We start from the raw sequence: 24,813 nt of genomic DNA, 5'->3' as shown, positions 1-24,813 counted from the left end.
GGGAGGAGTGGCTGTAAATGCAGCTGGTCCAAAGTGGTTGCTTTTGTGCCATTTATATTGCTTTTATGTGCTGTTTGACCTATGCAAACGGTTGATATAATCGCAGTATAAGCCACTCAGGAAGCCTTGAGTAGGAAGAATTACAGGGGGAGCAATCATGAGAACTTTGAAACGAACTTGGCCATTTCACGTAATGCTGCTGCCAGCCATCATCTTTCTGATCATATTCAGTTATATTCCTATGGGCGGCATTGTCATGGCATTTCAGAACTATAAGCCTTGGCTTGGCATAAGCGGATCGGAATGGGTCGGGCTGGATAACTTCCGATTCTTGTTTGAACGTCAAGACAGCCTGCAGGTGATATGGAATACATTGATCATTGCTGTACTTAAACTGATATTTAATTTAGTTGTACCCTTTGTTTTTGCCATTTTGCTGAATGAGATTCGTAAGATGGCTATACAACGAACTATACAGACACTGGTGTATCTGCCTCACTTTTTGTCCTGGGTTATCCTGGGTGGGATTTTGATCGATCTGCTGTCAACAGGAGGCTTGGTAAACCGGGTTTTGGGAAGCTTCGGACTCGGTCCATACTTTTTCCTTGGTGATAACAGCTGGTTCCGTACGACGGTCATTCTGACGGATGTGTGGAAGGAATTTGGCTACAACATGATCGTGTTTCTGGCTGCTCTTGCCGGGATTAATCCCGCGCTCTACGAAGCAGCAGAAATTGATGGAGCTGGAAGATGGAAACAAACGCTGCATATCACGGTGCCTTCACTAGTGCCGATGCTGATGGTCGTTGGAACACTGGCACTCGGAAATGTACTTAATGCCGGATTCGACCAAATTTTCAACTTGTATAATCCGCTCGTCTATCAAACAGGTGACATCATTGATACATTCGTATATCGTTCAGCCATGCAAAATGGCGAGATGGGCTTCGCTACGGCAATCGGATTGTTCAAGTCGGTAATCAGCATGATACTAATCCTTGTATCCTACAGCTTAGCCAAGAAATACGCCGGATACCGCATATTCTAATCGAATGAACAAAAGAAAGAAGGGACCACGATGTATCACAAATCAATGCCTTATCGCGTGTTCAATATAATCAATACCTGCTTTCTGATTCTGGTTGCCATCATGTGTATTGTACCGATGATTCATGTTCTGGCGGTGTCCTTCAGCTCGAAGGCAGCCGCCGATGCCAATCTGGTCAATCTCTGGCCAGTCGGCTTCTCGCTTGAGGCCTACAAAAAAACGATGAATAACCCCATCTTCCTGAACTCACTTTGGATCTCCCTGCTTCGTACCGTCATTGGTACAGCGATTACCCTGCTGATTACCTTTTTGGCAGCATATCCGTTATCCAAAGAAAATAGTGAATTTAAAGGAAGAACGATATATTCATGGATTTTCGTTTTTAGTATGATCTTTAATGGGGGACTGGTGCCGTTCTATATGGTTATCCAGAAGATCGGCTTGATGGACTCCTTCTGGGTGCTGGTACTCCCGGGAGCAGTCAACACCTTCCTGGTCATTCTCATGTTGAACTTCTTCCGCGGTATTCCAAAAGAGCTGGAAGAAGCAGCACTGATGGATGGAGCCAACCATTTCAGAACGCTGTTCACGATCTTCCTGCCCATTTCAATGCCTTCCATTGCTACCATTGCGTTGTTTAGCATGGTGTTTCACTGGAATTCCTGGTTTGACGGTCTGTTATACATGAATAACGCCAAGGATTATCCACTGGCTACATTTATGCAAACGGTCATTATCGGACGGGATATGAGCAGTATGAGCATGAATCCCAAAGAAATGGAGGCTCTCTCACAAACCACGGTAAGAGCTGCACAGATCTTTATCGGAAGTGCCCCAATTCTGATTGTGTACCCGTTCCTGCAGCGTTTCTTTGTTAAAGGCATGACACTGGGTTCAGTTAAAGGCTGAGCCTGGCCACTAAATCTAATCCAATGGAGGTTGAACAAGTGAGCAACTTGGAGAATAAGCCATTCATTCTTGGGATGGATGTGTCTTTTATGGATGAAATTGAACAGCATGGAGGGAGCTACAGCGACACGGACGGCACGGAACAGGACCTGCTGTCCATCCTGAAGCTGAATGGTGCCAATGCGATTCGGCTGCGGATCTGGAACGATCCTGTCGGAGGATTCTGCAATCTGGAGCGAACCGTAACGATTGCCAAGCGGATCAAAGAACAAGGGATGCAATTTCTGCTCGACTTCCATTACTCGGATCGCTGGGCTGATCCCGCCAACCAGTGGAAGCCAAAAGCATGGGAGAATCTGTCTCATGAGGAGCTTCAGCGGGCGGTGTGCACCTATACTGCAGAAGTGCTTCGCACGTTAAAAGAACATGACGCGCTGCCTGACATGGTACAGGTCGGGAATGAAATTACGCCTGGCATGCTGTGGGATGAAGGACGGGTGAGCGGTGAAGAGCACGACACCGACGAACAGTGGGAACGTTTTGCAGGCCTGGTGAAGTACGGTATTGCTGCTGTCAAATCCGTTGATTCCAATATCAACATCATGATCCATATTGATCGTGGCGGGGATAACGTGGAAAGCCGGAAGTTTTACGACCGTTTCGAAACACTTGGCGTGGAGTTCGATACGATTGGACTCTCGTACTATCCATGGTGGCATGGAACATTGGACGCGCTGCGTGACAATTTGCATGACCTGGCCGCCAGATACGGCAAGCCCATTAACGTGGTTGAAACCGCTTATCCCTGGACACTGGAACAGCCTGAAGATCACGAGTGGATTCTGAATCAGGAAGACCTGCTGCTGCCAGGTTATCCGGCAAGTGTGGAAGGCCAAGCGCGCTACCTGCAGGACTTACTCCAGATTATTCGGGAGGTTCCGGGAGGATTGGGTCAAGGTTTTTACTATTGGGAACCTGCATGGATCCCGAGTAAGCCGGAATGGTCTGTTGGACATCCGAACAATTGGGGCAATTTGACGATGTTTGATTTTAAAGGCCGCAAATTGGAATCGTTTACAGCTTTGAAGGCTGATGTAACTTCGGAAGAATCCGAAACGGATACACCGAAGGGCTCGGCATTGATCAGATAGAGAGCTATTCAACATAAGGATAAGGAGAATCGAAATATGACTTATAAATATCCACCTGTAAGTACAAAGGTGCCGCACATGCTGCATGGTGCAGATTATAACCCGGAGCAATGGCTTAAATATCCTGAGGTGCTGGAAGAAGATATCCGCCTGATGAAGCTTGCCAAGTGCAACGTGATGTCCATTGGCATCTTCTCATGGGTATCCCTTGAACCAGAGGAAGGTGTGTACACCTTTGAATGGCTGGATCGTGTTTTGGATACGTTTGCAGCGAATGGAATCTACGCCTTTCTCGCAACGCCAAGCGGTGCAAGACCTGCCTGGATGTCCGCCAAATACCCGGAAGTATTGCGTGTAGGAGCCAATCGGGTTCGCAACCTGCACGGTTTCCGTCATAATCATTGTTATACATCTCCTGTGTACCGGGAAAAGGTAACAGCTATCAATACCAGACTCGCCGAACGTTATTCGCAACATCCTGCGGTTATCGGCTGGCATATTTCCAATGAATTTGGCGGCGACTGCCATTGTGATTATTGTCAGGAGGCTTTTCGCGGCTGGGTGAAAAATAAATACGGCACGCTGGATGAATTGAATCATTCCTGGTGGACTACGTTCTGGAGCCATACGGTTACAGACTGGAGTCAGGTGGAATCGCCTTCGCCGCATGGTGAGACACAGGTGCATGCCATGAATCTGGACTGGCGCCGGTTCGTTACGGATCAGACAGCAGACTTCATCGTGCATGAAACAAAGCCGCTCAAAGCAAGTAATCCGGATCTGCCCGTCACCACAAATCTGATGGAATTTTATGAAGGGTTGAACTACTGGAAGTTTGCGGATATTCTGGACTTCCTGTCCTGGGACAGCTACCCGACTTGGCATGATGCGGACGAGGAAGATAAACAGGCCTCCAGAATAGCAATGATGCATGACATCGTTCGTTCGATCAAAGGCGGGCAGCCATTCCTGCTGATGGAGAGTACGCCAAGTTCTACGAACTGGCAGGAGACCAGCAAGCTGAAACGTCCAGGCATGCATCTGCTGTCTTCTCTTCAAGCGGTAGCGCATGGTTCGGATAGTGTGCAGTACTTCCAGTGGAGAAAGAGCAGAGGCTCCAGCGAGAAACTGCATGGCGCTGTCGTGGATCATGTTGGACATGAACACACGCGTGTCTTCAAGGATGTGACGGACGTAGGCACGGCTCTCGAAGGAATGGAAGCGGTTGTAGGCACGTCCGTACCGGCAGAAGTGGCCATCGTCTTCGACTGGGAGAACCGCTGGGCAGTGAAGGATTCCCAGGGGCCACGTAATATTGGCGTGAAGTATGAGCAGACGGTCGAGTGGCATTATGATGCGTTTTGGAAAAAAGGAGTACCTGTGGACGTGATCGATATGGAAGCTGATCTCTCGAAGTACAAATTGCTGATCGCACCGATGCTCTACCTCGTGCGGGAAGGTGTAGGCGAACGGATTGAGCGATTTGTCGAAAATGGCGGTACATTCGTCGGAACCTATTGGTCAGGGATTGTCAATGAGAATGACCTATGCTTCCTGGGAGGCTTCCCCGGTCCGCTTCGCAAAACGCTTGGGATCTGGTCGGAAGAGATTGATGGGTTGCATGACCGGGATCAGAATGGGGCGATTCCTGTGAGCGGAAACGAGCTCGGTCTGCAGGCTGAATACGATGCCATCGAATTATGTGATCTTATCCATCTGGAAGGTGCGGAGACGCTGGCAACCTATCGTTCAGACTTTTATGCCGGACGACCTGCATTGACCGTTAACCGATTGGGGTCGGGTAAAGCGTATTATATCGCAACGCGTTTCACTGCACCGTTCTATGATGATTTCTATGGCAAGCTCATTGCCGATCTGGGAATTGAACGTGCACTCGAAACCAAACTTCCTGCAGGAGTCACTGCGCATCTGCGGACTGATGGTACATCCGATTATGTATTTGTACAGAACTATACGCCGGAAACCAAGCAGCTTGAACTGGACAAGCAATCTTATACGGATCTGCTTCGTGGCGATGAAGTTCATGCCCATTTGGATCTGCAGCCGTATGACATTCGTGTCTTGAGAAGACCAGCTGCACGAAACTAAGAATGAGAAAGGCTGTCCTACACGTCGGATCAGACGTAAGGGCGGTCTTTTTTTGTACAAAGTTATGGTGCAGTTGTCACTTTTTCTGGACAAGATAAAGGAAAAGAGTGCATGTACAGCGAAGAGAAACAGGTAACGTGCAACTCAAGACTTTCAGTCTGGGAGGAATTGGAATGAATCAGAGAAATCTGGACGGCAACAGCATTATTATTCGGCTGGAAATGACAACGAAAGATATCAAGTTTGGCGAAGTGGCCTCGGCCATCTCGGAAGCTGGGGGAGACATCATTGCCATCGACGTGATTTCGACCAATCAGGATGTGAGTGTGCGCGACTTGACAGTTGCGGTAACGGATGCGCAGGATAACAGCAAAATTATAGAAGCGGTACGCCAGCTCAAAGGTGTGTCCATTATTAATGTGTCTGACCGCACGTTTCTGCTGCACCTTGGCGGCAAAATCGAAGTCACTCCCAAAACGCCGATTCATAACCGGGAAGACTTATCACGTGTTTATACACCCGATGTGGCTCGTGTATGTTCGGCGATTGCCGATGAACCGGGCAAGGCATTTTCGCTGACCATCAAGCGGAACACGGTTGCCGTTGTATCCGATGGCAGTGCCGTGCTCGGACTGGGGAACATTGGACCTCGTGCAGCGATGCCGGTCATGGAAGGAAAGGCTATGCTGTTTAAGCAGTTTGCAGGTGTGGATGCATTCCCGATCTGCCTGGATACACAGGATACCGAGGAGATCATTCGTACGGTGAAAGCGATTTCACCTGCTTTTGGCGGTATTAATCTGGAGGATATCTCATCTCCGCGATGCTTTGAAATTGAACGAAGACTGAATGAGGAATTGGACATTCCCGTGTTTCATGATGACCAGCATGGTACGGCTGTAGTATTATATGCGGGTCTGATTAATGCGCTCAAACTTGTCGGCAAATCCATTAAAGATGTGAAAATTGTCGTCTGTGGTATTGGCGCCGCAGGGGTGGCTTGCAGCAATATTCTCCTGTCCGCTGGAGCCAGCCGGTTAATCGGTGTTGACCGCGAGGGAGCACTTGTCCGCACACAGACCTATGAAAATGAGGTATGGAGTGATTATGCTTCGCGAACCAATCCGGAGCTGGAGTCGGGTTCATTGCGGGATGTCATTCGCGGAGCAGACGTGTTTATCGGATTATCCCGTGGCAATCTGTTAACCCGTGAAGATGTGCAATCCATGGCTGATGATCCCATCGTATTTGCTATGGCAAACCCGGTACCGGAGATTATGCCGGCTGTAGCGGAGGATATCGTGGCCGTCATGGCTACAGGCCGTTCGGATTATCCGAATCAGATTAATAACGTGCTTTGTTTCCCGGGGATGTTCAGAGCAGTTCTGGACTGCCGTGCGACGGAGATTAATGAAGAAATGAAACTCGCAGCCGCGAAGGCGATTGCTTCTGCCATCTCGGATGAGGAACGTACACGTTATTATATTATTCCAAGCGTATTCAACGAGAAGGTGGTCAAGTCGATCCGTAAACGTGTAGTTGAAGCTGCAGTGAGAACTGGAGTTGCCCGGCGTGTGCCGCGTGAACAGGCCCGAGAAGGCGGGGAAGAGTAATCGTGGACGACAATTCCAAGCTAACAATGAATATATCCGGACATCCAGAGCATGTAGATGGCACTTCTGCCGGAGAGGCCATCCTTGGCGCCGCCCGAGCCTTTGTCCAGGGGGATGCCGGGAAGCATACGGACGGTCATGATTGGCCGCATATTGAACGAGTTACGGCGCTCGCTGTTGAGCTCGCCCATCGAATGGGAGCAGACCCTTTTGTCTGTGAGCTGGCTGCACTGCTGCATGATGTACCGGATGAGAAGCTGAACGAAAGTCTGGAAGCCGGAATGGAGAAGCTAAACCGGTGGCTGGATCAACAGCAGCTTGAGCCAGGCACCCGGGAAGCTGTCGTTAACATCATCAGTACCATCTCCTATGCGGGAGGACAGCGTCCTGCGGTATCTTCCCTGGAGGCGAAAGTGGTGCAGGATGCCGACCGACTGGATGCGATGGGGGCCATAGGCATCGCACGCACGTTTGCTTTTGCAGGAGCGCGAGGCCGTGAAATGTATGATCCTTCCCTTCCGCCGCGGGAACAGATGACCCGGGAGGAATATCGGAATGGACGGAGCACGACAATTAATCATTTTTACGAGAAGCTGTTTAAACTGAAGGATCTCATGAATACATCCTATGGCAAGGAACTGGCCGAGCAGCGCCATGCGTTTATGGTAGATTTCGTGGAGCAGTTCAAGCGGGAGTGGGAAGGGACAGATCGTTAAGTGCCTTTGTAAACTGTGAACGATAACCAAACCAATACACTAGCAAACTTTTGGTGGTGGTAAAGACCACATTCCAAAGGTTTGCTTTTTTTTGCAAGAAAACAGGTTATCTAATCTTGTGAAACAAACAATATGAGGAATCACATGGTAACCACAGAGCGTCCGTGGTAAAATAAGTCGTTCTGATAAAATTAATATTGAAGTTACATGGCTATGGGACATTAAAAGGGGCTGCTGTTATCGTTAATGGATGAAAAAGTGGAGTATTGGATCAAAATAATTCAACAAAAAAAGAAATACGGGGTAATAATGATTATTAATGGTTTAATTCAAAATGAGAGTACAGGTAAGGAGGGGTTACCGTGTCGTTTGGAGCACGCGTGCTTAAGACAGGAATTGCGGTAACGCTTGCTCTGTACCTGAGCATGTTCTTGAATCCGCAGTCACCGGTACCGGCTGCCATAGCTGCCATCTTCGCGATGCAGCCATCAATCTACCGTTCCTGGAAGTATTTCCTGGATCAATTGCAGACAACCACGCTTGGAGCCATTGTTGCCCTCTTGGGCGGTATGGTATTGTCCAATGAGCCAATCGCAGTGGGATTGATCATTGTGCTCGTTATTATGATTTGTCTTAAATTGAATATGGGTGAGACCGTAGGGCTGACTCTGGTTACCGTCGTTTCCATTATGGAAGCTTCAGGTGACTGGCACTTTGCATTGAACCGGTTCCTGCTGACGCTTGTTGGTATTGTATCTGCGTTTCTTATTAATATTACGGTGTTTCCGCCCAAACCGAAGGTACAGTTCGTGAAGCAGATCCAGAATGTGTTCAACAGCATGTCCCTGCTGTTACGCACGTCCATCTCGGATGAGATCAAGGAAGTCGTTTTCAGGGATGAGAAGGGCAGTCTGGGTGGTTCCATCAAATCGCTCTCGGATAAGTACAATTTGTTTGAGGAAGAACAGAAGAAAATGAAGCGTTCCAAATTCAGCGAGACGCGGCAGATGGTTGTATATAAACAAATGCTGCTGAGCCTGCAAAAAGGGTATGACGTGCTGGATTCCGTGGAGCGGCATTATTTCCAGGCACAGCGGACGCCGGAGATGGATCAGTTTTTTGATACACATCTCGAATTGGTCATTAAATTCCACGAGCACGCCCTACTCAAATTCGAGGATAAGTTGAAGCCGAACGGGGAAGAGGCAGCGCAGTTCATATTGGATAATGATCGGTTCATGGAACAAGCCATATCCCAGTTTGATATGGATCAGGAAGGCATGCTGAGACTATCTATCGTTGCTGCAGCAATATACGATTACGGATATCAGCTGGAACGGCTCAACAGGCTTGCCGAACATGTGCATAGCTCCACGGAAGACAACGAGTCACAGGATAAAATCCTGAACTGGCTTAAGTGGCCTTAACAGCAATTGCACACAGGCTTCCCAATCAGATACAATAGAAATACAACGTGTTAGCCCGGACAACTGTGTCCGGGTTGTTTTGTATACATAACCAATGGATAAAGGTCATCTTAGTGAACCGAGGGAGAATAATATGAACGATAAACATCTTAATCGAGAATTTGTTGAATGGCTGAGTGGTGATCAATTGGAGGAGAAACAGCATGATGCCATGCAGCTGCTAACCGTGTCAGAGGATGGATGGCCGCATCAGGCCATGATTAGTGTGGGTGAGATTATTGCTATAGACCCCGATACACTTAGACTCGCATTATGGCCAGGGACACAAACAAGTATGAATATGAACAGAACAGGCAAGGCTACCTTGATTGCCGTACATGAGCATAAGTTGATGTATGTGCGCTTGGAGATCAGGGCTCTTCCTCCGATGAAGGAAGCCATTCATCCTAGAGATCGGTATGAGGCTCAAGTGGTGAGCGTACGCGTAGATCGTGCTCCGTATGCTGACATCACGACAGGAATCACGTTTCAACTAAAAGACGAAGCAGCATCCATATCAAGATGGATAGAGACAATTGCAGAATTGCGTCAATAGAAGACAAACCATATCTATATTCATCCATTTCGAGGGTAATAATAAAGAGGTCTATTGGAACGATGCCCTTAGTATTTAAGGGTAGAAACAACAAAAAACGCCTCCGCTTGCATCGGGACGCTGTCACTGGTACAATAAAAAATGGTTTTCAGAAAATTAGAACTAATTAACATAAAATTAAAATGTTTACTTTCTAATTAATTATACCATAGCCTTTTCGGGCTTGTCAAATGGGCTTTTGAGGACACAATCCGGGGAAAGAGGGGCGTATTAACATATGAGTACTGACCAGCAATGGAGCGAGGAGCAGCAGCGAGTAGACCTAGTAACCGATCAGATCGAGCGGAAAATAACGGAACTTGAAAAGGAGGTTGGTTCCTTCCGGGATGAAGTTGTGGAGATGAGGAAGGACTTCTGGGATGAAGTCACCATGAACTTCAGTGAGGCGGATGATGTCGGAGAAACATCAACCAGCATGCGGCAGCAATCGCAGGTCCTGTCTGATCGGGAACGCAGTCATCTGAATACGGCAGCGGCGCTGGACAAAATGAAACGACTGCATCACTCGCCCTATTTTGGACGTATCGATTTTAAGGAAGACGGTTATCCGCAAGCAGAACGGATTTATCTGGGTATTGCCTCACTGCTGGATGAGAAGGAAGAGTCCTTCCTGGTCTACGACTGGCGAGCGCCGATATCCAATCTGTATTACGATGGTGCCCCCGGACCAGTTACTTACCATACACCAAGCGGGGAAATCAGTGGCGATATCGAAATGAAGCGACAGTTTGTCATTCGGGATGGGCGTATCCGTTTTATGTTCGATACCGGGGTTACCATTGGAGATGAACTTCTTCAGGCGGTGCTGAGCCGTACATCGGATGCACAGATGAAAAGCATTGTGGCGACCATTCAAAAGGAACAAAACCGAATTATCCGCAATGACCGTACACGCATGCTGATTGTACAGGGAGCAGCCGGCAGCGGCAAAACGTCAGCTGCACTGCAGCGTGTAGCTTATCTTCTATACAAGTATCGCGAGCATTTGCAGGCCGATCAGATGGTACTCTTTTCACCGAACCCCATGTTCAACAGTTACGTATCCACGGTACTGCCTGAGCTTGGGGAAGAAAATATGCTGCAAACGACGTTTCAGGAGTACCTGGAACGCAGGCTTGGCCGCGAATATCAGCTGGAGGATCCATTCATTCAGCTTGAATACGTCCTCTCCAATATGGAGGATCCGGGATACACGGCGCGCATGTCAGGCATCCGCTTCAAGTCTTCCGAAGCCTTCCTGAAAGTGATTACGCGATTCAAGGACAGCCTGATGTCGGAAGGCATGAAATTCAAACCGGTGCGGTTCCAGGGACAGGCGGTTGTAACAGCGGAGGCGATGGCTGAGAAATTCTACAGCTTCGGATCATCCGTGAAGCTGGTGAATCGTCTGGAAATGTTGCGGGACTGGATGCTGAAGGAATTGTCGGCCTTTGGCAAAAGCGAATTGGAAGCACCTTGGGTTGATCAGCAGCTGGATCTGATGGAACCTGAAGATCTGCAGCGTGCTTATCAGCGGCTGAAACGCAAACAAAAGGGGAAAGTGGATACATTCGATGATTTTGCACAGGAACGGGAGATCCTGGCCCGTATGGTGGTTAGTGATCGGCTCAAGCCATTGCGGAAGTGGATCAAATCGCTGCGATTCGTGGATATTCGCCAGTTGTATGCGCACCTGTTCCAGGACCAGGCACAGATGATTCGACTGCTGGAAGGCGAGGCACTGCCTGCCCACTGGGATGAAATCTGCAGCATGACCCTTCGCCGAATGAAAGTACAGGAACTCGCATATGAGGATATCACACCTTATCTGTATTTGCGGGAGCTGCTGCTTGGATTCCATATCAACTCGAATATAAGACATGTGATTATTGACGAGGCGCAGGATTATTCTGCGTTTCAGCTGGCTTTCATGAAAAGACTGTTTCCACGGGCGAAAATAACGGCCTTGGGTGATTTTAATCAGGCGATCTATGCCCATTCTTCAGTACTTCGTGGTACTGGACCACTCACAAACCTGTATGGACCTGAGAATACCGAAGTGATCGAACTCACGCGAAGTTACCGTTCAACACAGGAGATTGTGGAGTTTACTAGGGGGATGGTTCCCGGTGGGGAAGAGATCATTCCGTTCAATCGCAGCGGCGAGAAGCCAGCAGTCATTGTGTCATCCAATATGGAGGAGCATATGAAGAAGATTGCAGCGGATCTTGGCCATCTCATTCAGGAAGAGTATGAATCGGTTGCGGTAATCTGTAAGACGGCTGAAGAGAGTAAGGAAGTTCATGAGGCGTTAAGCCGCGTACTGCCTGCTGCACCGAAATTGATCAAGAAGACAACACTTGCCTTCGAACGGGGTGTGCATGTCATACCGGCATACCTTGCAAAAGGGGTGGAGTTTGATGCGGTGCTGATCTATGACGGGTCAGCAGAACAATATGCGCAGGAGCACGAGCGCAAACTGTTCTATACGGCTTGTACCCGAGCGATGCACCTGCTCCATGTGTACAGCCTCGGTAAACCAAGTCCGTTCATAACCTCACAGCCGCAGCAATTATATGCCATTAACCATGTATCTGCGGCTCAAACAGATTAAACAAGGTGTTCCTTTTATATGAGAAGACTTCCGTTCCCTCGAACGGAAGTCTTTCTATGTAGTGTAAGGTTTCAACTATGATAAACGGATTGAGAAAGCTGGGCTGGATAACTATTCCTGACATAAGAATGAATGGATTTAGTTCGGTGGATAATTATGGAGCTTGAATTTGTACGCATGCACAATTGGTGGGAATTTTCTTTACACATGCCGTGCGGACTCATATAATCGTAACAATATATTTTTTTGGGGATCGTTAATGAATGAAGGAGGCAGTGGCATGAACAAACCATCTTTTGAACGGCCATTAATGGCAGATTGTGTACCTGATCTGGTAGCAACAGCGCGAGGAGATATGAAGGCGACATTAGTCATTCGGGGAGGGACGCTGGTTAATGTCATCTCGGGTGAAATTTTGCCGGATATGTCCGTTGCGGTACAGGGAGCTCGAATTGCCTATGTTGGCAAGGATGTGAGTCATACCATCGGAGAACATACACGCATCATTGAAGCAGAAGGGAAATACATTGCTCCAGGATTACTCGACGGACATTGCCACATTGAGAGCACGCAGATGAAGGTGACGGAGTTTGCGAGAGCTGTACTGCCTTCCGGTACAACTGGTGGTTTTTTTGACCCGCATGAGATCTCCAACGTACTTGGACTCAAGGGTCTGCGGCTTATGCTGGATGAAGCGAGAACCACGCCGCTCGCAGCCTATATGCAGGTAGCTTCCTGTGTGCCTTCAACACATCCTGGCTTGGAGACGACAGGAGCTTATATCGGGCCTGAGGAAGTGGCTGAGGCTCTCTCTTGGGGCCCTGACATGATTGGTCTTGGTGAGGTCATGAACTTCCCGGGTGTCGTATACGGGGATGAAACGATGATCGGTGAAATTCAGGCGACGCTGCGAGCAGGCAAGGTGGCGGACGGTCACTTTACCTGGGCAGCGGACGACTGGCGCTTACCTGTTTATGCGGCAAGCGGTGTGACTGGAGATCATGAATGTGTGACGAAGGAAGATGTCGTGGAGCGTCTGAGACTTGGCATGTATGCCAAAATGCGGCAGGGATCAGCCTGGCATGATGTGGCCGAAACCATCAAAGCCTGTACCGAACTCGGACTGGATACTCGCCGAATGATGCTGGTGACCGATGATCGGAGTTCCGAATCGCTGCTCAAGGAAGGACACATGGACTTTGTCGTCCGACTGGCCATCTCGCAGGGGGTCAAACCTGTGACTGCCTTCCAAATGGCAACGATAAACACAGCTGAGCGTTTCGGTGTGGCTCGTGATATTGGGGCCGTTATCCCGGGCAATATAGCTGATATTATCTTACTGGATGGCCGACTGGCAGATGTGCGTGTTGGCATGACGATTGCTGCTGGGCATGTTGTCGCAGAGAAGGGGAAGATGACGGCTGTCTGGGATAGCTTCACTTATCCGGAAGAAGCGTTGAATACGGTGAAGCTGGAAGCTAATATTCAGCCGAAAGATATGGAACTGCCAGCGCCGATTCCCGAGGGAGCCATTGGGGCCAAAATCATTCATGTGACCGAAAACCATGTGGATACCAAAGAGAAACATGTTCCTGTAACTGTGCAAAACGGTAAGGTAGCTGTGTCCACGACGGGGGATATCTGCAAAATTGCAGTACTGGAACGGCATAAGCAAACCGGAAACAAGGCAGTTGCACTTGTCGGCGGCATTGGATTCACACGCCCTGCAGCCATTGCAATGACAGTAGCTCATGACAGTCACAATCTTCTCATTATCGGTAACGATGATACCTTGATGGCGGAGGCAGGTAATCGGGTAATTCGCATGCAAGGCGGGGTTGCCGTGATTACGGATGAAGGTGTGACCGAGTTTCCGCTTCGGATCGCAGGATTAATGTCCACCGAGCCCTTTGAAGAAGTTGCTGCACAATCGGCTGCAATCAGTGAAGCACTGCAATCGGCAGGCTGTACTCTGAATAATGCCTTCATGACACTTTCCCTGCTTGCTCTGGTCGTTATTCCTGAGCTGCGTTTGTCGGATAAGGGGTTAGTACGGATCTCGGCAGACGGAATTGAGCTGGTAACGCTGTTTGACGAGACGACGGAAAGCAGCCCAATTACCCCTGCTGGAACATAAATGAGAGCATGTTTTCTTATGCTGGCTGGTTCGTAAGAACGTGATGATCAGAAATGACAACATATAGATGGATGAATGTTTCTATGTAAGACGGAAGTCGCCTTTATGGCGGCTTTTTTTATTTCTTTATAGAAAACGCTTCCTAGGTCTTCTGTTGGTCATTCATATATGGCAATAACGACAGAAGTTGTGGAAATTTTCTGTATAAATTAAAAAGTTTTTAATAAATGAGACTTAAGAACTATGAATACAGAAGTGTGAATTCCCGAAATAATCTTATATGATCCTTTCGTCGTAAGTCTAGAAGATGATATTGCATATGAAAGCAAATGCATAAACGAATTGTTTGTCTGATTCATAAAATGAAGGGTAAAACGACAAACATTCTTCCGTATTACGACGATGGAGCGGTAAATTACAAGGGGAGTGTACAAATATGCAAAGCAAGCGGGGGTTTCATTTTATTAAGATCATCAGCTGTCTGGTCCTGATTGCGGGTGTCACGTTCTCATCCAAGACCATTGCACAGGGTTCTGTAGAAAGTTATGAATCGATCCATGGCAATGTGGAAGGGCCGATTAGAGCGACTTGGGTATGGGATACCACTCAGATTGAGAAGAATCCGCAAGAGGTGCTGAAATTTGCCGTGGATCACGATATCAACACGATCTATCTGCAGATCAATCGCGATGTGAAGATACCTTACTATACAGATTTCATTCGTAAGGCCAGAGCTTACAATATTGCTGTTGATGTGATGGATGGAAGAGCGGCTTGGGGGCTAACCGAAAGCAGAGATCAGATTGCTAGTTTCCTCGACTGGATTGATGCCTATCAGAATCAGGTAGAACCTGACGAGAAATTTGCTGGTATTCATCTTGATATTGAACCGCATGTGCATCCGGAGTGGAAAACCAATCAGGCCAGTGTCATTACCCAGTGGCAAGGGAATGTTCAATACATTGTTGACCGCGCTGCCCTGATGAATATGCCTGTGGCAGCAGATTTGCCTTTCTGGCTGGATAACTACAGCATTCCGGGATCAACGATGGCTGTGAGCAGCTGGATGATCCGCAAATTTGATTCGATCACGATTATGGCATACCGCGATACGGCTGCAGCAATCTATAACGTGGCCAAGGGCGAGCTTGCAGAGGCTTCCCAGCTGGGCAAAACGATCTCAATTGCCGTAGAGACGAAGCAGAGCAAGGAAGGCGACTTCATTACATTTTATGAAGAAGGATCAGTGTACATGGAATCTCAACTGAAGCTGGTGGAGAAGTTGGCGGCAGAGCACTCCTCATTTAAGGGATTCTCTATTCATGAATACACTTCCTGGAAAACGCTGAAAGAATAATGCGCTACTAGGCATCGCAAAAAAATAGAAGGTGCTTGCAGCATAATCGCTGTAGGCACCTTTTTTGCTTCATATAAGTGCAGGCTCCATAGCCACCTTCTCATAAAACATTTTCCGATACTGCGAGGGGGTGGTATTTTTGTGTTTTTTGAATGTGGTGATGAAATAGCTCAGATGTTCAAAGCCAACATCCATGGCAATATCAACGATTTTGTGATCCGTGTTCTCGAGCTGGTAACAGGCTTGCTGCACACGGTAGTAGTTAATATAGTCGACAGGACTTTTCTGTACCATCTGCTTGAAAAAACGACAAAAGTGTCCTTCACTCATATTGGCCTCATCCGCCAGCTCTTTCAGCTTCAGCGGCTCAGGGTAGCGTTTGTGAATGTAGCCAAGGACGGATTTGAGGCGCTCCACTTTGTCATGGCTGCCTGTTGGGACGGTACCTTTCACAGGTGCAAGGCGCATGTGGTCAAACATACGGGCGAAAATGAGATACAGGTAGGCTTTGGTTGTCATCTCACAGGTTTCAGAACCGTTAGCATGATCCGCAAAAATACGCTGGAGATACAGCAGGATCTCACGCCCCCAGTCATCCTCCGGTTTCATATGAAATGGAGGGATAAGTGTCTTATGAACGAGCGGTCTGATGAACTTCTCCTGTACGGCATCGAAGGTGCGGCTGCCCAGCAGCTCCGGACTGAACACGATGGAGGAAAAAACGCAGGGAAGGTCGCTTTTCAAATAGCCTGCATGAATTTCGCCCCGGTTAACAAAAATCGCCTCGCCCGCTTTTACCTCTACGGTATTCATGTCAATCTGGAACACGGCACTGCCTTGAGTAACCAGCGTAAATTCCATCTCATCGTGCCAGTGGCAATCCAGAATGCTATCTCCATTAAGCTGTTCAATATCCGGGTAAACACTGACGGGATACATAGCATTACCGTGGATTCGGTCCTCCCGTAATCGTTCGCGTTCCATAGAAGGTCCTCCTTTATGGTATCATTATTAATGTAATCGTTTCCATAGATTGGTGATCTTGCTTAAGAATCGGATAGAAAATATCAAAATCGTGATATATTTGATCAAAATATCGGAAGAAAACCATGTTTAATATCAATATTATTATAATATAACCGAAGGGGGAAGAAAACATGAAATTTACTGATGGATTCTGGATGACTCGTGAAGGATACCATATTCAAAACCCGACTGACATTCGTGATATTGTGCAAAAAGGGGATTCGTTGACCGTATATGCGGCAACTAAATATATTCGTACCAAAGGGGATACGCTGAACGGTACATTGCTGAAAGCAACGTATAGCTCACCTATGCCTAACGTTATTCGTGTAACCTTGAATCACCATAAAGGAAGAGTAAAAAAGAGTCCTGAATTTGAACTCAACTATCAAGATGTGAATGTTGACATCACGCAAGATGAACAAGGAGCTGTTTTGAAAAGCGGCAATCTTGAAGTTCAAATCGACAAAACCAAAGGTTGGGACGTCAGCTTCCTGTATGAAGGAAAACGGATTACGGGCAGCGGTCAGAGAGCGGCTGGTTATATTACAGGTCCGAGTAAAGAAGCATACTTCCGCGAGCAGCTTGATCTTGGCGTTGGTGAATACGTTTACGGTCTGGGCGAGCGCTTCACACCATTTGTTAAGAACGGTCAAGTGGTTGACACTTGGAATGAAGACGGCGGTACAAGCAGCGAGCAGTCCTACAAGAACATTCCTTTCTATTTGTCCAGCAAAGGATATGGTGTATTCGTAAACCATCCTGAACGCGTATCGTATGAAATTGCATCTGAAAATGTATCTAAAGTGCAGTTCAGCGTAGAAGGCGAGACGTTGGAATACTTCATTATCGGCGGTGACAATCCGAAGGATGTACTTGATAACTATACGAAATTAACAGGTAAACCAGCGCTTCCACCGGCATGGACGTTTGGTCTGTGGCTGACAACATCATTCACAACAGATTATGATGAAGCAACCGTTAACCATTTCGTGGACGGCATGGCTGAACGTGATCTTCCACTTTCCGTATTCCACTTTGACTGTTTCTGGATGAAGGAATACCAATGGTCTGATTTCGTATGGGATGAAGCGATGTTCCCGGATCCGGAAGGCATGATTCGCCGTTTGAAAGACAAAGGTCTTAAAATATGTGCTTGGATTAACCCATATATCGCAGAAAAATCCTACTTGTTTGATGAAGGTATGGAGAACGGTTATCTGGTCAAAACAGCTGATGGCAGCGTATGGCAATGGGATATGTGGCAAGCCGGTATGGCTCTGGTTGATTTCACCAATCCGGATGCTGTTAAGTGGTATAAGAGCAAGCTGGAAGTACTGCTTGATCAAGGTGTAGATTCATTCAAGACAGACTTCGGCGAAAGAATTCCGACGGATGTTGTATACTTTGACGGCTCTGATCCGGTTAAAATGCATAACTACTATACACATCTCTATAACAAAGCTGTATTTGAGTTGCTTGAAGAGAAAATCGGCAAGAACGAAGCTGCCCTGTTTGCCCGCTCGGCAACAGCAGGTGGTCAACAGTTCCCGGTTCACTGGGGCGGAGATTGCTCTTCTACTTATGAATCCATGGCTGAATCGCTTCGCGGCGGCTTGTCACTCGGACTTTCCGGCTTCGGCTTCTGGAGTCATGATATCAGCGGATTTGAAAATACAGCGACACCTGACGTATACAAACGCTGGGTACAATTCGGTCTGTTGTCTTCCCACAGCCGTCTACACGGAAGTACTTCGTATCGTGTGCCTTGGCTGTTTGACGAGGAATCCGTGGACGTTGTTCGTGACTTCACCAAACTTAAAAACAGCCTGATGCCTTACCTTTACAATTCTGCTCAGGAATCGACTGTGAAAGGTATCCCGATGATGCGCGCCATGGTGCTGGACTTCCCAGAAGACCCTGCAACATACAGCCTGGATACGCAATACATGTTTGGGGATTCGATTCTTGTAGCGCCGATCTTTAATAAGGAAGGCGATGTAACTTACTACTTGCCAGAAGGAACATGGACAAACTTCCTGACAGGCAATAAAGTACAAGGCGGTCGTTTTGTACGTGAGAATCACAACTTCCGCACATTGCCAATGATGATCAAACCAAACAGTTTGATTGCAGTGGGCGCGACGAACAGCAAACCGGATTATGATTTTGCAAATGAAGTTTCCCTGCACTTGTTCGAGCTTGCTGATGGCAACACGGCGCAAGCGGTTGTTGTGAACCAACAGGCTGAGCAGGAACTGGTTGTGAACGTAACCCGTAACGGATCTGTTCTGGAGGTACGTGCTGAAGGTGCAGGCAAGCCATGGAATGTGGTGCTTCGCGGCATCGAAAGTGTATCCAGTGTCGAGGGTGGATCCCAGACAGCTGGTGAACAAGGCATCGTAGTAACCGCAGCAGCAGGCGTAAGCTCACTCACGATTCAATTGTAATTTGCGCGCATGACTTAGAGGACGGTACCGCAAGGTGCCGTTCTGTTTGTCTACAGCGGAGGCAGGCAGAAGTAGCTGCAGTCAGCAAGTCATCGTATGATTGAGGATAGTCAGTAATAGATAGGAGAATGAAAAGAAATTGAGTACCATTACTACAGGCTTACACCGGACTATTCCAACCGAGATAGTATATCAATTGGTGGAGAAGAATTTTGGAACCGCTACCAAAGTGAAAGAGTACTCCCTCTTGCAGGGAGGACTTTTCAATACAACTTACCGGGTACTGCTGGAGAATGCTGCTTATTCGGATGTGATTTTGCGTTTGGCCCCAGAAGGAATAGATCCGCTAGCGGGGAAGGCCAGTGATCCGTTGTTTTCCTTTGAACGCACAATGATGACAGCTGAACCGGTTGTTTATGATTATTATCAGAAGGCAGCCATTCCGGCTCCCCATGTCATTGTGTGTGATAACAGCGGTTCAATCATTCCGAGAACCTATATGTTTATGGAGTTTATTCCTAGCAATCAGCTGAATCATCCGTCGATCTCGTTACCCGAAAAGGATAAGCTCTACCGCGAGCTGGGGAAATATACTGCCGCCATGCATCGGATTCAGGGTGAATCCTTCGGCTGGCCACAAGGAGACGGTACCATCCAAGGATCGGATCGCTGGTCCGAGGTACTGATGGCTTTTGCTGAAGAAACAGCATCGAAGGCCGAGCAGGTTGGATATATGCCGGGTGTTGGCGAACAGATTACGAGCATGTTCCGGGATCACAGCGAATTATTTGATGAGGTGACCGTTCCCGTACTTGTCCATAACGATCTGTGGGAAGCAAATGTGTTGATTCATGAGGATAAGGACGTCTTGGACATTGCCGCCATCATTGATGGAGATCGGTCCATGTTTGCTGACAGGGAGTTTGAAGCCATTCTGTCCACAGCACCGCCTGCATTTCAAGAGGGTTACGGTCAAGCTCTGGATATGTCTGATCAGGGATTGGCACGCCGGCTGGCCTATAGAATATTGTCCTCTTATTTTAATGCTTACGTTCATGAATATCAGGTTGATCAGCCGCATGACGGACAGAAGTTTCGTCAACGTACGTTGGACCTCATGGAACAATGGAAGATGATGATTGAACCATACCAATAACTAGGAGGAGTAAGTATGAAGGAATATGAACAATACCCCATGTGGGATGCAGCTTTGCCACTCGAACAGAGACTCGATGACCTGATTAAACGTTTGACGATAGAAGAGAAGATCAGTCTGATTCCTACACGCGAAGCAGCTGTCCCGCGGCTGGGAATTCCTGCATACAACGTTGGAGGCGAAGCGGCCCATGGGGTAGCTTGGAAAGGGGAAGCAACCGTTTTTCCGCAGCCTCTCGGACTGTCAAGTACATGGAATACGGCACTCATGCGTGAAATAGGTTCAGTCATTGGGGATGAGGCCAGAGCCTACCACCATCGCGAACCTGAACGCCACGGCTTGACCCTGTGGGCACCAACCGTGGATCTGGAACGTGACCCACGTTGGGGAAGAACCGAAGAAGGCTATGGAGAAGACCCTGTACTCACAGGGGAGATGTCGGCAGCTCTCGTGCAAGGCATGCAGGGGAATCATTCATTTTATTTGAAAATGGTAGCTACGTTGAAACACTTTTTCGCCAACAATAACGAGAAGGATCGGCTGAATTGTTCATCCAGCATTGATCCGCGAAATTTGCGCGAGTACTATCTTAAAGCATTCGAGACACCGTTTGTTGAGGGCGGTGCCTTGTCCATGATGACAGCCTATAATTCCATCAACGGTACTCCTGCGATAGAAAGTCCTTATGTGAACAACGTGGTTAAGGGCGAATGGGCTATGCCTGGTTTTATCGTCTGTGACGGGGGAGACCTCTCGCAGACCGTAAACTACCATGGATACCATGCGACGCATGCCGAGTCTGCGGCAGGTGCCTTGAAGGCAGGCGTAGATTGTCTGACCGATGAAGTGGATCTGGTGGTAGCTGCATTGCAAGAGGCCCTTGACCGAGATTTGCTGAAGGAAGAGGATCTGGACCGGGCTATTCGCAACATTTTTGGTGTTCGCATGCGTCTTGGACAACTGGACCGCTCGGGTCTTAATCCGTACGCGTCTATACCGGAGTCTATCCTGTGTGCGCCGGAACATGCCAAATTAAGTTATCGAGCTGCGGTGGAGTCTATTGTATTGTTAAAAAATGACGGGTTGCTCCCATTAAAGTCGGATGCACTTCGCAAGGTGAGCGTCATTGGAACTCTCGCGGATGCAGTATTCACCGATTGGTATAGCGGTACGCTGCCATATCGAATTACCGTATTAGATGGTTTACGTAACAGATTGACTGATGCAGAGATCCTCTATGAAGACGGGAATGATCGTATCAGTCTCCAGACACAGGAAGGGCAGGTATTATCGATCGGAGATGAAGGAACCGTTGTAGCCGTTCCGGAAGGCAGTGCGGAGAAAGCTGCGTTCGTTCATCAGGATTGGGGATGGGGAAGTCACACGCTGCGAAGCGTAAACAATAATCGCTATATTACGTTAACCGAACAAGGCAAATATCAGGCGATTGCACAAGAGATCGGGGGATGGTTTGTTAAGGAAGTTGTGCAATTTGATCCCGAGATCGATAACAGCAGATTATTGCGGACGTGGAATGGACTTCCATTGGGACTTGCTGAGCATAAGGGCAAGCATGTTTTGGCACCCGTTGCAGATTCATCAGAAGGTGGAGCGGCAGCATCAAAAGCAAATGATTTGGTGATTGGAGCGAAGGAGCCAGTACGACTGGTGAAGCATGTCGAGATGGATGGTGTCAAGCGAGCAGCAGCTTCTGCAAAAGCCAGTGATCTATCTGTAGTGGTGGTCGGCAACAGTCCCTATATTAACGGCAAGGAAGAAATTGATCGGCCCGGACTTACACTCCCGTCTGAGCAGGTCCGTCTGGTCAAGGAGGTTTGCAAGGCCAATCCGAATACTGTAGTCGTCATTGTGGGAAGTTATCCCTTTGCACTTCAGGAACTGAAGGACATAGCTCCAGCCATTGTATATTTGACGCATGCAGGACAAGAACTTGGTCATGCGATTGCGGATGTGCTGCTTGGCACATATGCTCCGGCAGGCAGACTGAATATGACCTGGTATGAGGATGAGTCACAGCTTCCCGATATCATGGACTACGATATTATTAATAACGGTACGACATATATGTACCATGAAGGTTCCGTCCTATATCCATTTGGACATGGTTTGACTTATTCGCCATTCGAATACAATGCAATTCAAGCTCAGCGAATTAGAGGAGTATCCGGAGCTGATGTATTAAAAGTTGAAGTGCAGGTTCGAAATGCGGGAGAAGTTGCTAGTGACGAAGTAGTGCAGATCTATGGGCGTCCGCAGACATCCCGGGTGAAGCGGCCGTTGAAGCAATTAATTGGCTTTAAGCGGATCCATTTTACACCTGGCGAAATGAAGACGGTATCTTTTGAAATTCCTGTTCAAAAGCTTGCCTTCTGGGATGTCACACGTGACAGATATTGCGTAGAGACAGCGACCTGGTCCATCATGGCTGGACGCTCCTCGGAAGATATTCGCCAGACAGCCGATATGGAGATTGAAGGGGAGGTTATACCTGCCCGCCAATTGGACTTGCCAACATTTGCAGAGAATTTTGATGAGTATGCAGGTGTGCTCCTGGACGAGTGCTTGGAAGGACGATCAGCAGTTCGGGCGATTGTTCCTGGAGAACCACTGTATAAGGAAGATCAGCTGTCCTGGATTGCTTTCCGGAATAACGGGACACAAGGAGCGCATACATTTGAAGCACGGGTAGCTGCTTTTGGAAAAGGTGGCGAGCTGCAGATACGTTCTGGAGGGCCAGATGGGCCGCTTCTTGGAACATGTCTCGTGCCCATGAATGGTTCTGAATCCACACCGGGCCAAGATCGCTCTGACATCCAGTGGACAACGGTTCAATGTGCACTTCAACCTGAGCAGGAACTTGAGCGTTTATATATTGTGTTCCAAGGTGGCGCTGCCATTCAGCAGTTCAGATTAAAATGTTAATCATTGCTGCGGAGTGAAAAAGATCTGTTTCAATACGATCAATGATACACATAGACCGTTCCGGATTGTACAAACCGGAACGGTTTTTTATCATGCTGTAACTGAAATTTTTTACATACCCCGTATAATCAATTGGCGAACTAACCACACTAACATTGTTGTTTTCCGATCTCGTAAAGGTGGTTAAGGCATGAATGATAAAAAGTGGGATCTCGTCGCACTTGCTTCCATCCCGGTGATTATGACGTTGGGTAACTCCATGCTGATTCCGATCCTTCCGCAAATTGAGCGTGAACTGAAAGTTTCGTCTTTCAAGGTCAGCATGCTTATTACGGTATACGCAGTGGTTGCCATACTGCTTATCCCGATTGCAGGGTATCTGTCTGATCGGTTTGGACGTAAAGCGGTCATCATCCCCAGCCTTATCATTGCAGCAGCAGGGGGTGCGGTAGCAGGCGGAGCAGCGTTAATGCTAAACGGGAGCATAGCGTATTGGACCATCCTTGGCGGAAGGCTTCTGCAAGGAATAGGCGCCGCTGGAGCTTTTCCCATCGTCATACCCCTTGTTGGTGACATGTTTGACGACGAAAAGCAGGTCAGCAAAAGTTTGGGTATTATCGAAACATCCAATACGTTCGGTAAAGTCATAAGTCCCATTTTGGGTGCTGCGCTGGCCGTTTGGCTGTGGTACCTGCCGTTTATGGCCATACCGGTGCTTTGTTTGCTTTCCCTGGTACTCGTTATTTTTCTGGTAAAAACGCCAAAGAAAAAAGAGAAGCCACCGACCTTCTCCGAGTTTGTCTCGTCCGTTCGCACAGTGCTAAAAGAAAAAGGCCGCTGGTTGTATGCCCTCTTTGCCATCGGTGGAATTTGCATGTTTGTTATTTTTGGCGTGCTGTTTTATTTGTCGGAGACGCTGGAGTCTGAGTACCAGCTGAAAGGTGTTCTTAAAGGTCTGGTGCTTGCGATTCCGCTGGCGGCTCTGTGCTTGTCATCTTTCCTCGCAGGTAAATGGATTGGCAAGAGCAAGGTTCGCATGAAGTGGGTAGGCTTTACGGGACTCGTGATTCTGACCGGATCTTTGATCATTATGGGGCTCTGGGATAACATCTATCTGGTGGTGGGATTGTTCACTTTGGGTAGTGTAGGGATTGGTGCCACGCTTCCATGTCTTGATGCACTCATTACTGAAGGCGTTGACAAAGCGCAGCGCGGTACGATTACAGCCTTGTTTAGCAGTATGCGCTTTATTGGCGTTTCTTTGGGGCCACCGGTAGTATCCCTTCTCATAGGTACTTCGCATTTTGTTCTTTTTATTGTAATCGCAGCTACTGGAGCGGTAGGTGGCCTGCTTACATTATTTGCGGTTAAGCCTGAAAAAGGAAAACAGCCCAGCTCGGGGGAAGCCCCTGACAAGTTGGAGCAGAATGCGGAGACGAATCATGTACCTAGACGGGTACCCGTTAGGCGAAAGAAAAGTCCATTTTAAATGAACTGTGTTAATGCGTAGAAACAAAAACGCG

The 24,813-nt window shown here is 48.0% G+C and carries 16 protein-coding genes; 15 read left to right on the top strand and 1 reads right to left on the bottom strand.

The annotated features are described in order from the left end of the window. The first annotated feature begins 157 nt into the window (after nucleotides 1-157). The 11 genes from CHI14_RS08115 (at nucleotide 158) to CHI14_RS08065 (ending at nucleotide 15,715) form a co-directional block, all read left to right on the top strand. Nucleotides 158-1,048 (top strand): ABC transporter permease, encoded by an 891-nt coding sequence (locus CHI14_RS08115; RefSeq protein WP_095287919.1) that lies wholly within the window; start codon nucleotides 158-160, stop codon nucleotides 1,046-1,048. A 30-nt stretch (nucleotides 1,049-1,078) separates the two neighbouring features. Further along, nucleotides 1,079-1,957, top strand: a complete 879-nt coding sequence (locus tag CHI14_RS08110) for a carbohydrate ABC transporter permease (RefSeq protein WP_095287918.1) — start codon at nucleotides 1,079-1,081, stop codon at nucleotides 1,955-1,957. 38 nt (nucleotides 1,958-1,995) lie between these two features. Continuing rightward, entirely contained in the window at nucleotides 1,996-3,108 is a 1,113-nt protein-coding gene (locus CHI14_RS08105) for a glycoside hydrolase family 53 protein (RefSeq protein ID WP_095287917.1), read from the top strand. A 36-nt stretch (nucleotides 3,109-3,144) separates the two neighbouring features. After that, the gene (locus CHI14_RS08100) at nucleotides 3,145-5,217 is read left to right on the top strand and encodes a beta-galactosidase (protein WP_095287916.1); all 2,073 of its coding nucleotides are present in this window, start codon (nucleotides 3,145-3,147) and stop codon (nucleotides 5,215-5,217) included. A gap of 173 nt (nucleotides 5,218-5,390) precedes the next feature. Further along, complete coding sequence (locus CHI14_RS08095) at nucleotides 5,391-6,830, top strand: NAD-dependent malic enzyme (protein WP_095287915.1); 1,440 nt, start codon at nucleotides 5,391-5,393, stop codon at nucleotides 6,828-6,830. A 26-nt stretch (nucleotides 6,831-6,856) separates the two neighbouring features. Next, nucleotides 6,857-7,546, top strand: coding sequence for an HD domain-containing protein (locus CHI14_RS08090; RefSeq protein ID WP_095287991.1), 690 nt, complete (start codon nucleotides 6,857-6,859; stop codon nucleotides 7,544-7,546). A gap of 362 nt (nucleotides 7,547-7,908) precedes the next feature. Continuing rightward, nucleotides 7,909-8,973, top strand: coding sequence for an FUSC family protein (locus tag CHI14_RS08085; RefSeq protein WP_095287914.1), 1,065 nt, complete (start codon nucleotides 7,909-7,911; stop codon nucleotides 8,971-8,973). 133 nt (nucleotides 8,974-9,106) lie between these two features. Next, complete coding sequence (locus tag CHI14_RS08080; RefSeq protein ID WP_095287913.1) at nucleotides 9,107-9,568, top strand: pyridoxamine 5'-phosphate oxidase family protein; 462 nt, start codon at nucleotides 9,107-9,109, stop codon at nucleotides 9,566-9,568. A 277-nt stretch (nucleotides 9,569-9,845) separates the two neighbouring features. Continuing rightward, entirely contained in the window at nucleotides 9,846-12,221 is a 2,376-nt protein-coding gene (gene helD, locus CHI14_RS08075; RefSeq protein ID WP_095287912.1) for an RNA polymerase recycling motor HelD, read from the top strand. A 280-nt stretch (nucleotides 12,222-12,501) separates the two neighbouring features. Continuing rightward, nucleotides 12,502-14,358 (top strand): adenine deaminase, encoded by a 1,857-nt coding sequence (locus tag CHI14_RS08070; protein WP_095287911.1) that lies wholly within the window; start codon nucleotides 12,502-12,504, stop codon nucleotides 14,356-14,358. Between the two features lie 436 nt (nucleotides 14,359-14,794). Beyond that, nucleotides 14,795-15,715: a hypothetical protein gene (locus CHI14_RS08065; protein ID WP_095287910.1), complete on the top strand. Its 921-nt coding sequence runs from the start codon at nucleotides 14,795-14,797 to the stop codon at nucleotides 15,713-15,715. Between the two features lie 69 nt (nucleotides 15,716-15,784). On the opposite strand, the gene CHI14_RS08060 is transcribed toward CHI14_RS08065, so the two are convergent. Beyond that, entirely contained in the window at nucleotides 15,785-16,699 is a 915-nt protein-coding gene (locus CHI14_RS08060) for a helix-turn-helix domain-containing protein (RefSeq protein ID WP_095287909.1), read from the bottom strand. A 173-nt stretch (nucleotides 16,700-16,872) separates the two neighbouring features. Here CHI14_RS08060 and yicI point away from each other — a divergent pair, with 173 nt between their 5' ends. The 4 genes from yicI (at nucleotide 16,873) to bcbE (ending at nucleotide 24,779) form a co-directional block, all read left to right on the top strand. Next, nucleotides 16,873-19,191 (top strand): alpha-xylosidase, encoded by a 2,319-nt coding sequence (gene yicI, locus CHI14_RS08055; RefSeq protein ID WP_095287908.1) that lies wholly within the window; start codon nucleotides 16,873-16,875, stop codon nucleotides 19,189-19,191. A gap of 139 nt (nucleotides 19,192-19,330) precedes the next feature. Further along, nucleotides 19,331-20,347 (top strand): phosphotransferase family protein, encoded by a 1,017-nt coding sequence (locus CHI14_RS08050; RefSeq protein WP_095287907.1) that lies wholly within the window; start codon nucleotides 19,331-19,333, stop codon nucleotides 20,345-20,347. A 15-nt stretch (nucleotides 20,348-20,362) separates the two neighbouring features. Next, a complete protein-coding gene (locus CHI14_RS08045; protein WP_095287906.1) occupies nucleotides 20,363-23,290 on the top strand; it encodes a glycoside hydrolase family 3 C-terminal domain-containing protein in 2,928 nt (975 codons plus the stop codon). A 190-nt stretch (nucleotides 23,291-23,480) separates the two neighbouring features. Next, on the top strand, nucleotides 23,481-24,779 hold the full coding sequence (bcbE, locus tag CHI14_RS08040; protein ID WP_095287905.1) for a bacillibactin exporter BcbE: 1,299 nt from the start codon (nucleotides 23,481-23,483) through the stop codon (nucleotides 24,777-24,779). Nucleotides 24,780-24,813: the final 34 nt, after the last annotated feature.

Source organism: Paenibacillus sp. 7516, from assembly GCF_002272715.1.
In the GTDB taxonomy this organism is placed as follows: Bacteria; Bacillota; Bacilli; order Paenibacillales; family Paenibacillaceae; genus Paenibacillus; species Paenibacillus illinoisensis_A.
The sequence above is the reverse complement of the archived record's forward strand: the minus strand, read 5'-3'. Positions and strand labels throughout refer to the sequence as shown.

Coding starts and splice junctions, on each gene's coding strand:
- CHI14_RS08100 (WP_095287916.1), top strand. CDS start 3,145: ATGACTTATAAATATCCACCTGTAAGTACAAAGGTGCCGCACATGCTG.
- bcbE (WP_095287905.1), top strand. CDS start 23,481: ATGAATGATAAAAAGTGGGATCTCGTCGCACTTGCTTCCATCCCGGTG.
- CHI14_RS08060 (WP_095287909.1), bottom strand. CDS start 16,699: ATGGAACGCGAACGATTACGGGAGGACCGAATCCACGGTAATGCTATG.
- CHI14_RS08065 (WP_095287910.1), top strand. CDS start 14,795: ATGCAAAGCAAGCGGGGGTTTCATTTTATTAAGATCATCAGCTGTCTG.
- CHI14_RS08045 (WP_095287906.1), top strand. CDS start 20,363: ATGAAGGAATATGAACAATACCCCATGTGGGATGCAGCTTTGCCACTC.
- helD (WP_095287912.1), top strand. CDS start 9,846: ATGAGTACTGACCAGCAATGGAGCGAGGAGCAGCAGCGAGTAGACCTA.
- CHI14_RS08090 (WP_095287991.1), top strand. CDS start 6,857: ATGAATATATCCGGACATCCAGAGCATGTAGATGGCACTTCTGCCGGA.
- CHI14_RS08110 (WP_095287918.1), top strand. CDS start 1,079: ATGTATCACAAATCAATGCCTTATCGCGTGTTCAATATAATCAATACC.
- CHI14_RS08070 (WP_095287911.1), top strand. CDS start 12,502: ATGAACAAACCATCTTTTGAACGGCCATTAATGGCAGATTGTGTACCT.
- CHI14_RS08080 (WP_095287913.1), top strand. CDS start 9,107: ATGAACGATAAACATCTTAATCGAGAATTTGTTGAATGGCTGAGTGGT.
- yicI (WP_095287908.1), top strand. CDS start 16,873: ATGAAATTTACTGATGGATTCTGGATGACTCGTGAAGGATACCATATT.
- CHI14_RS08115 (WP_095287919.1), top strand. CDS start 158: ATGAGAACTTTGAAACGAACTTGGCCATTTCACGTAATGCTGCTGCCA.
- CHI14_RS08095 (WP_095287915.1), top strand. CDS start 5,391: ATGAATCAGAGAAATCTGGACGGCAACAGCATTATTATTCGGCTGGAA.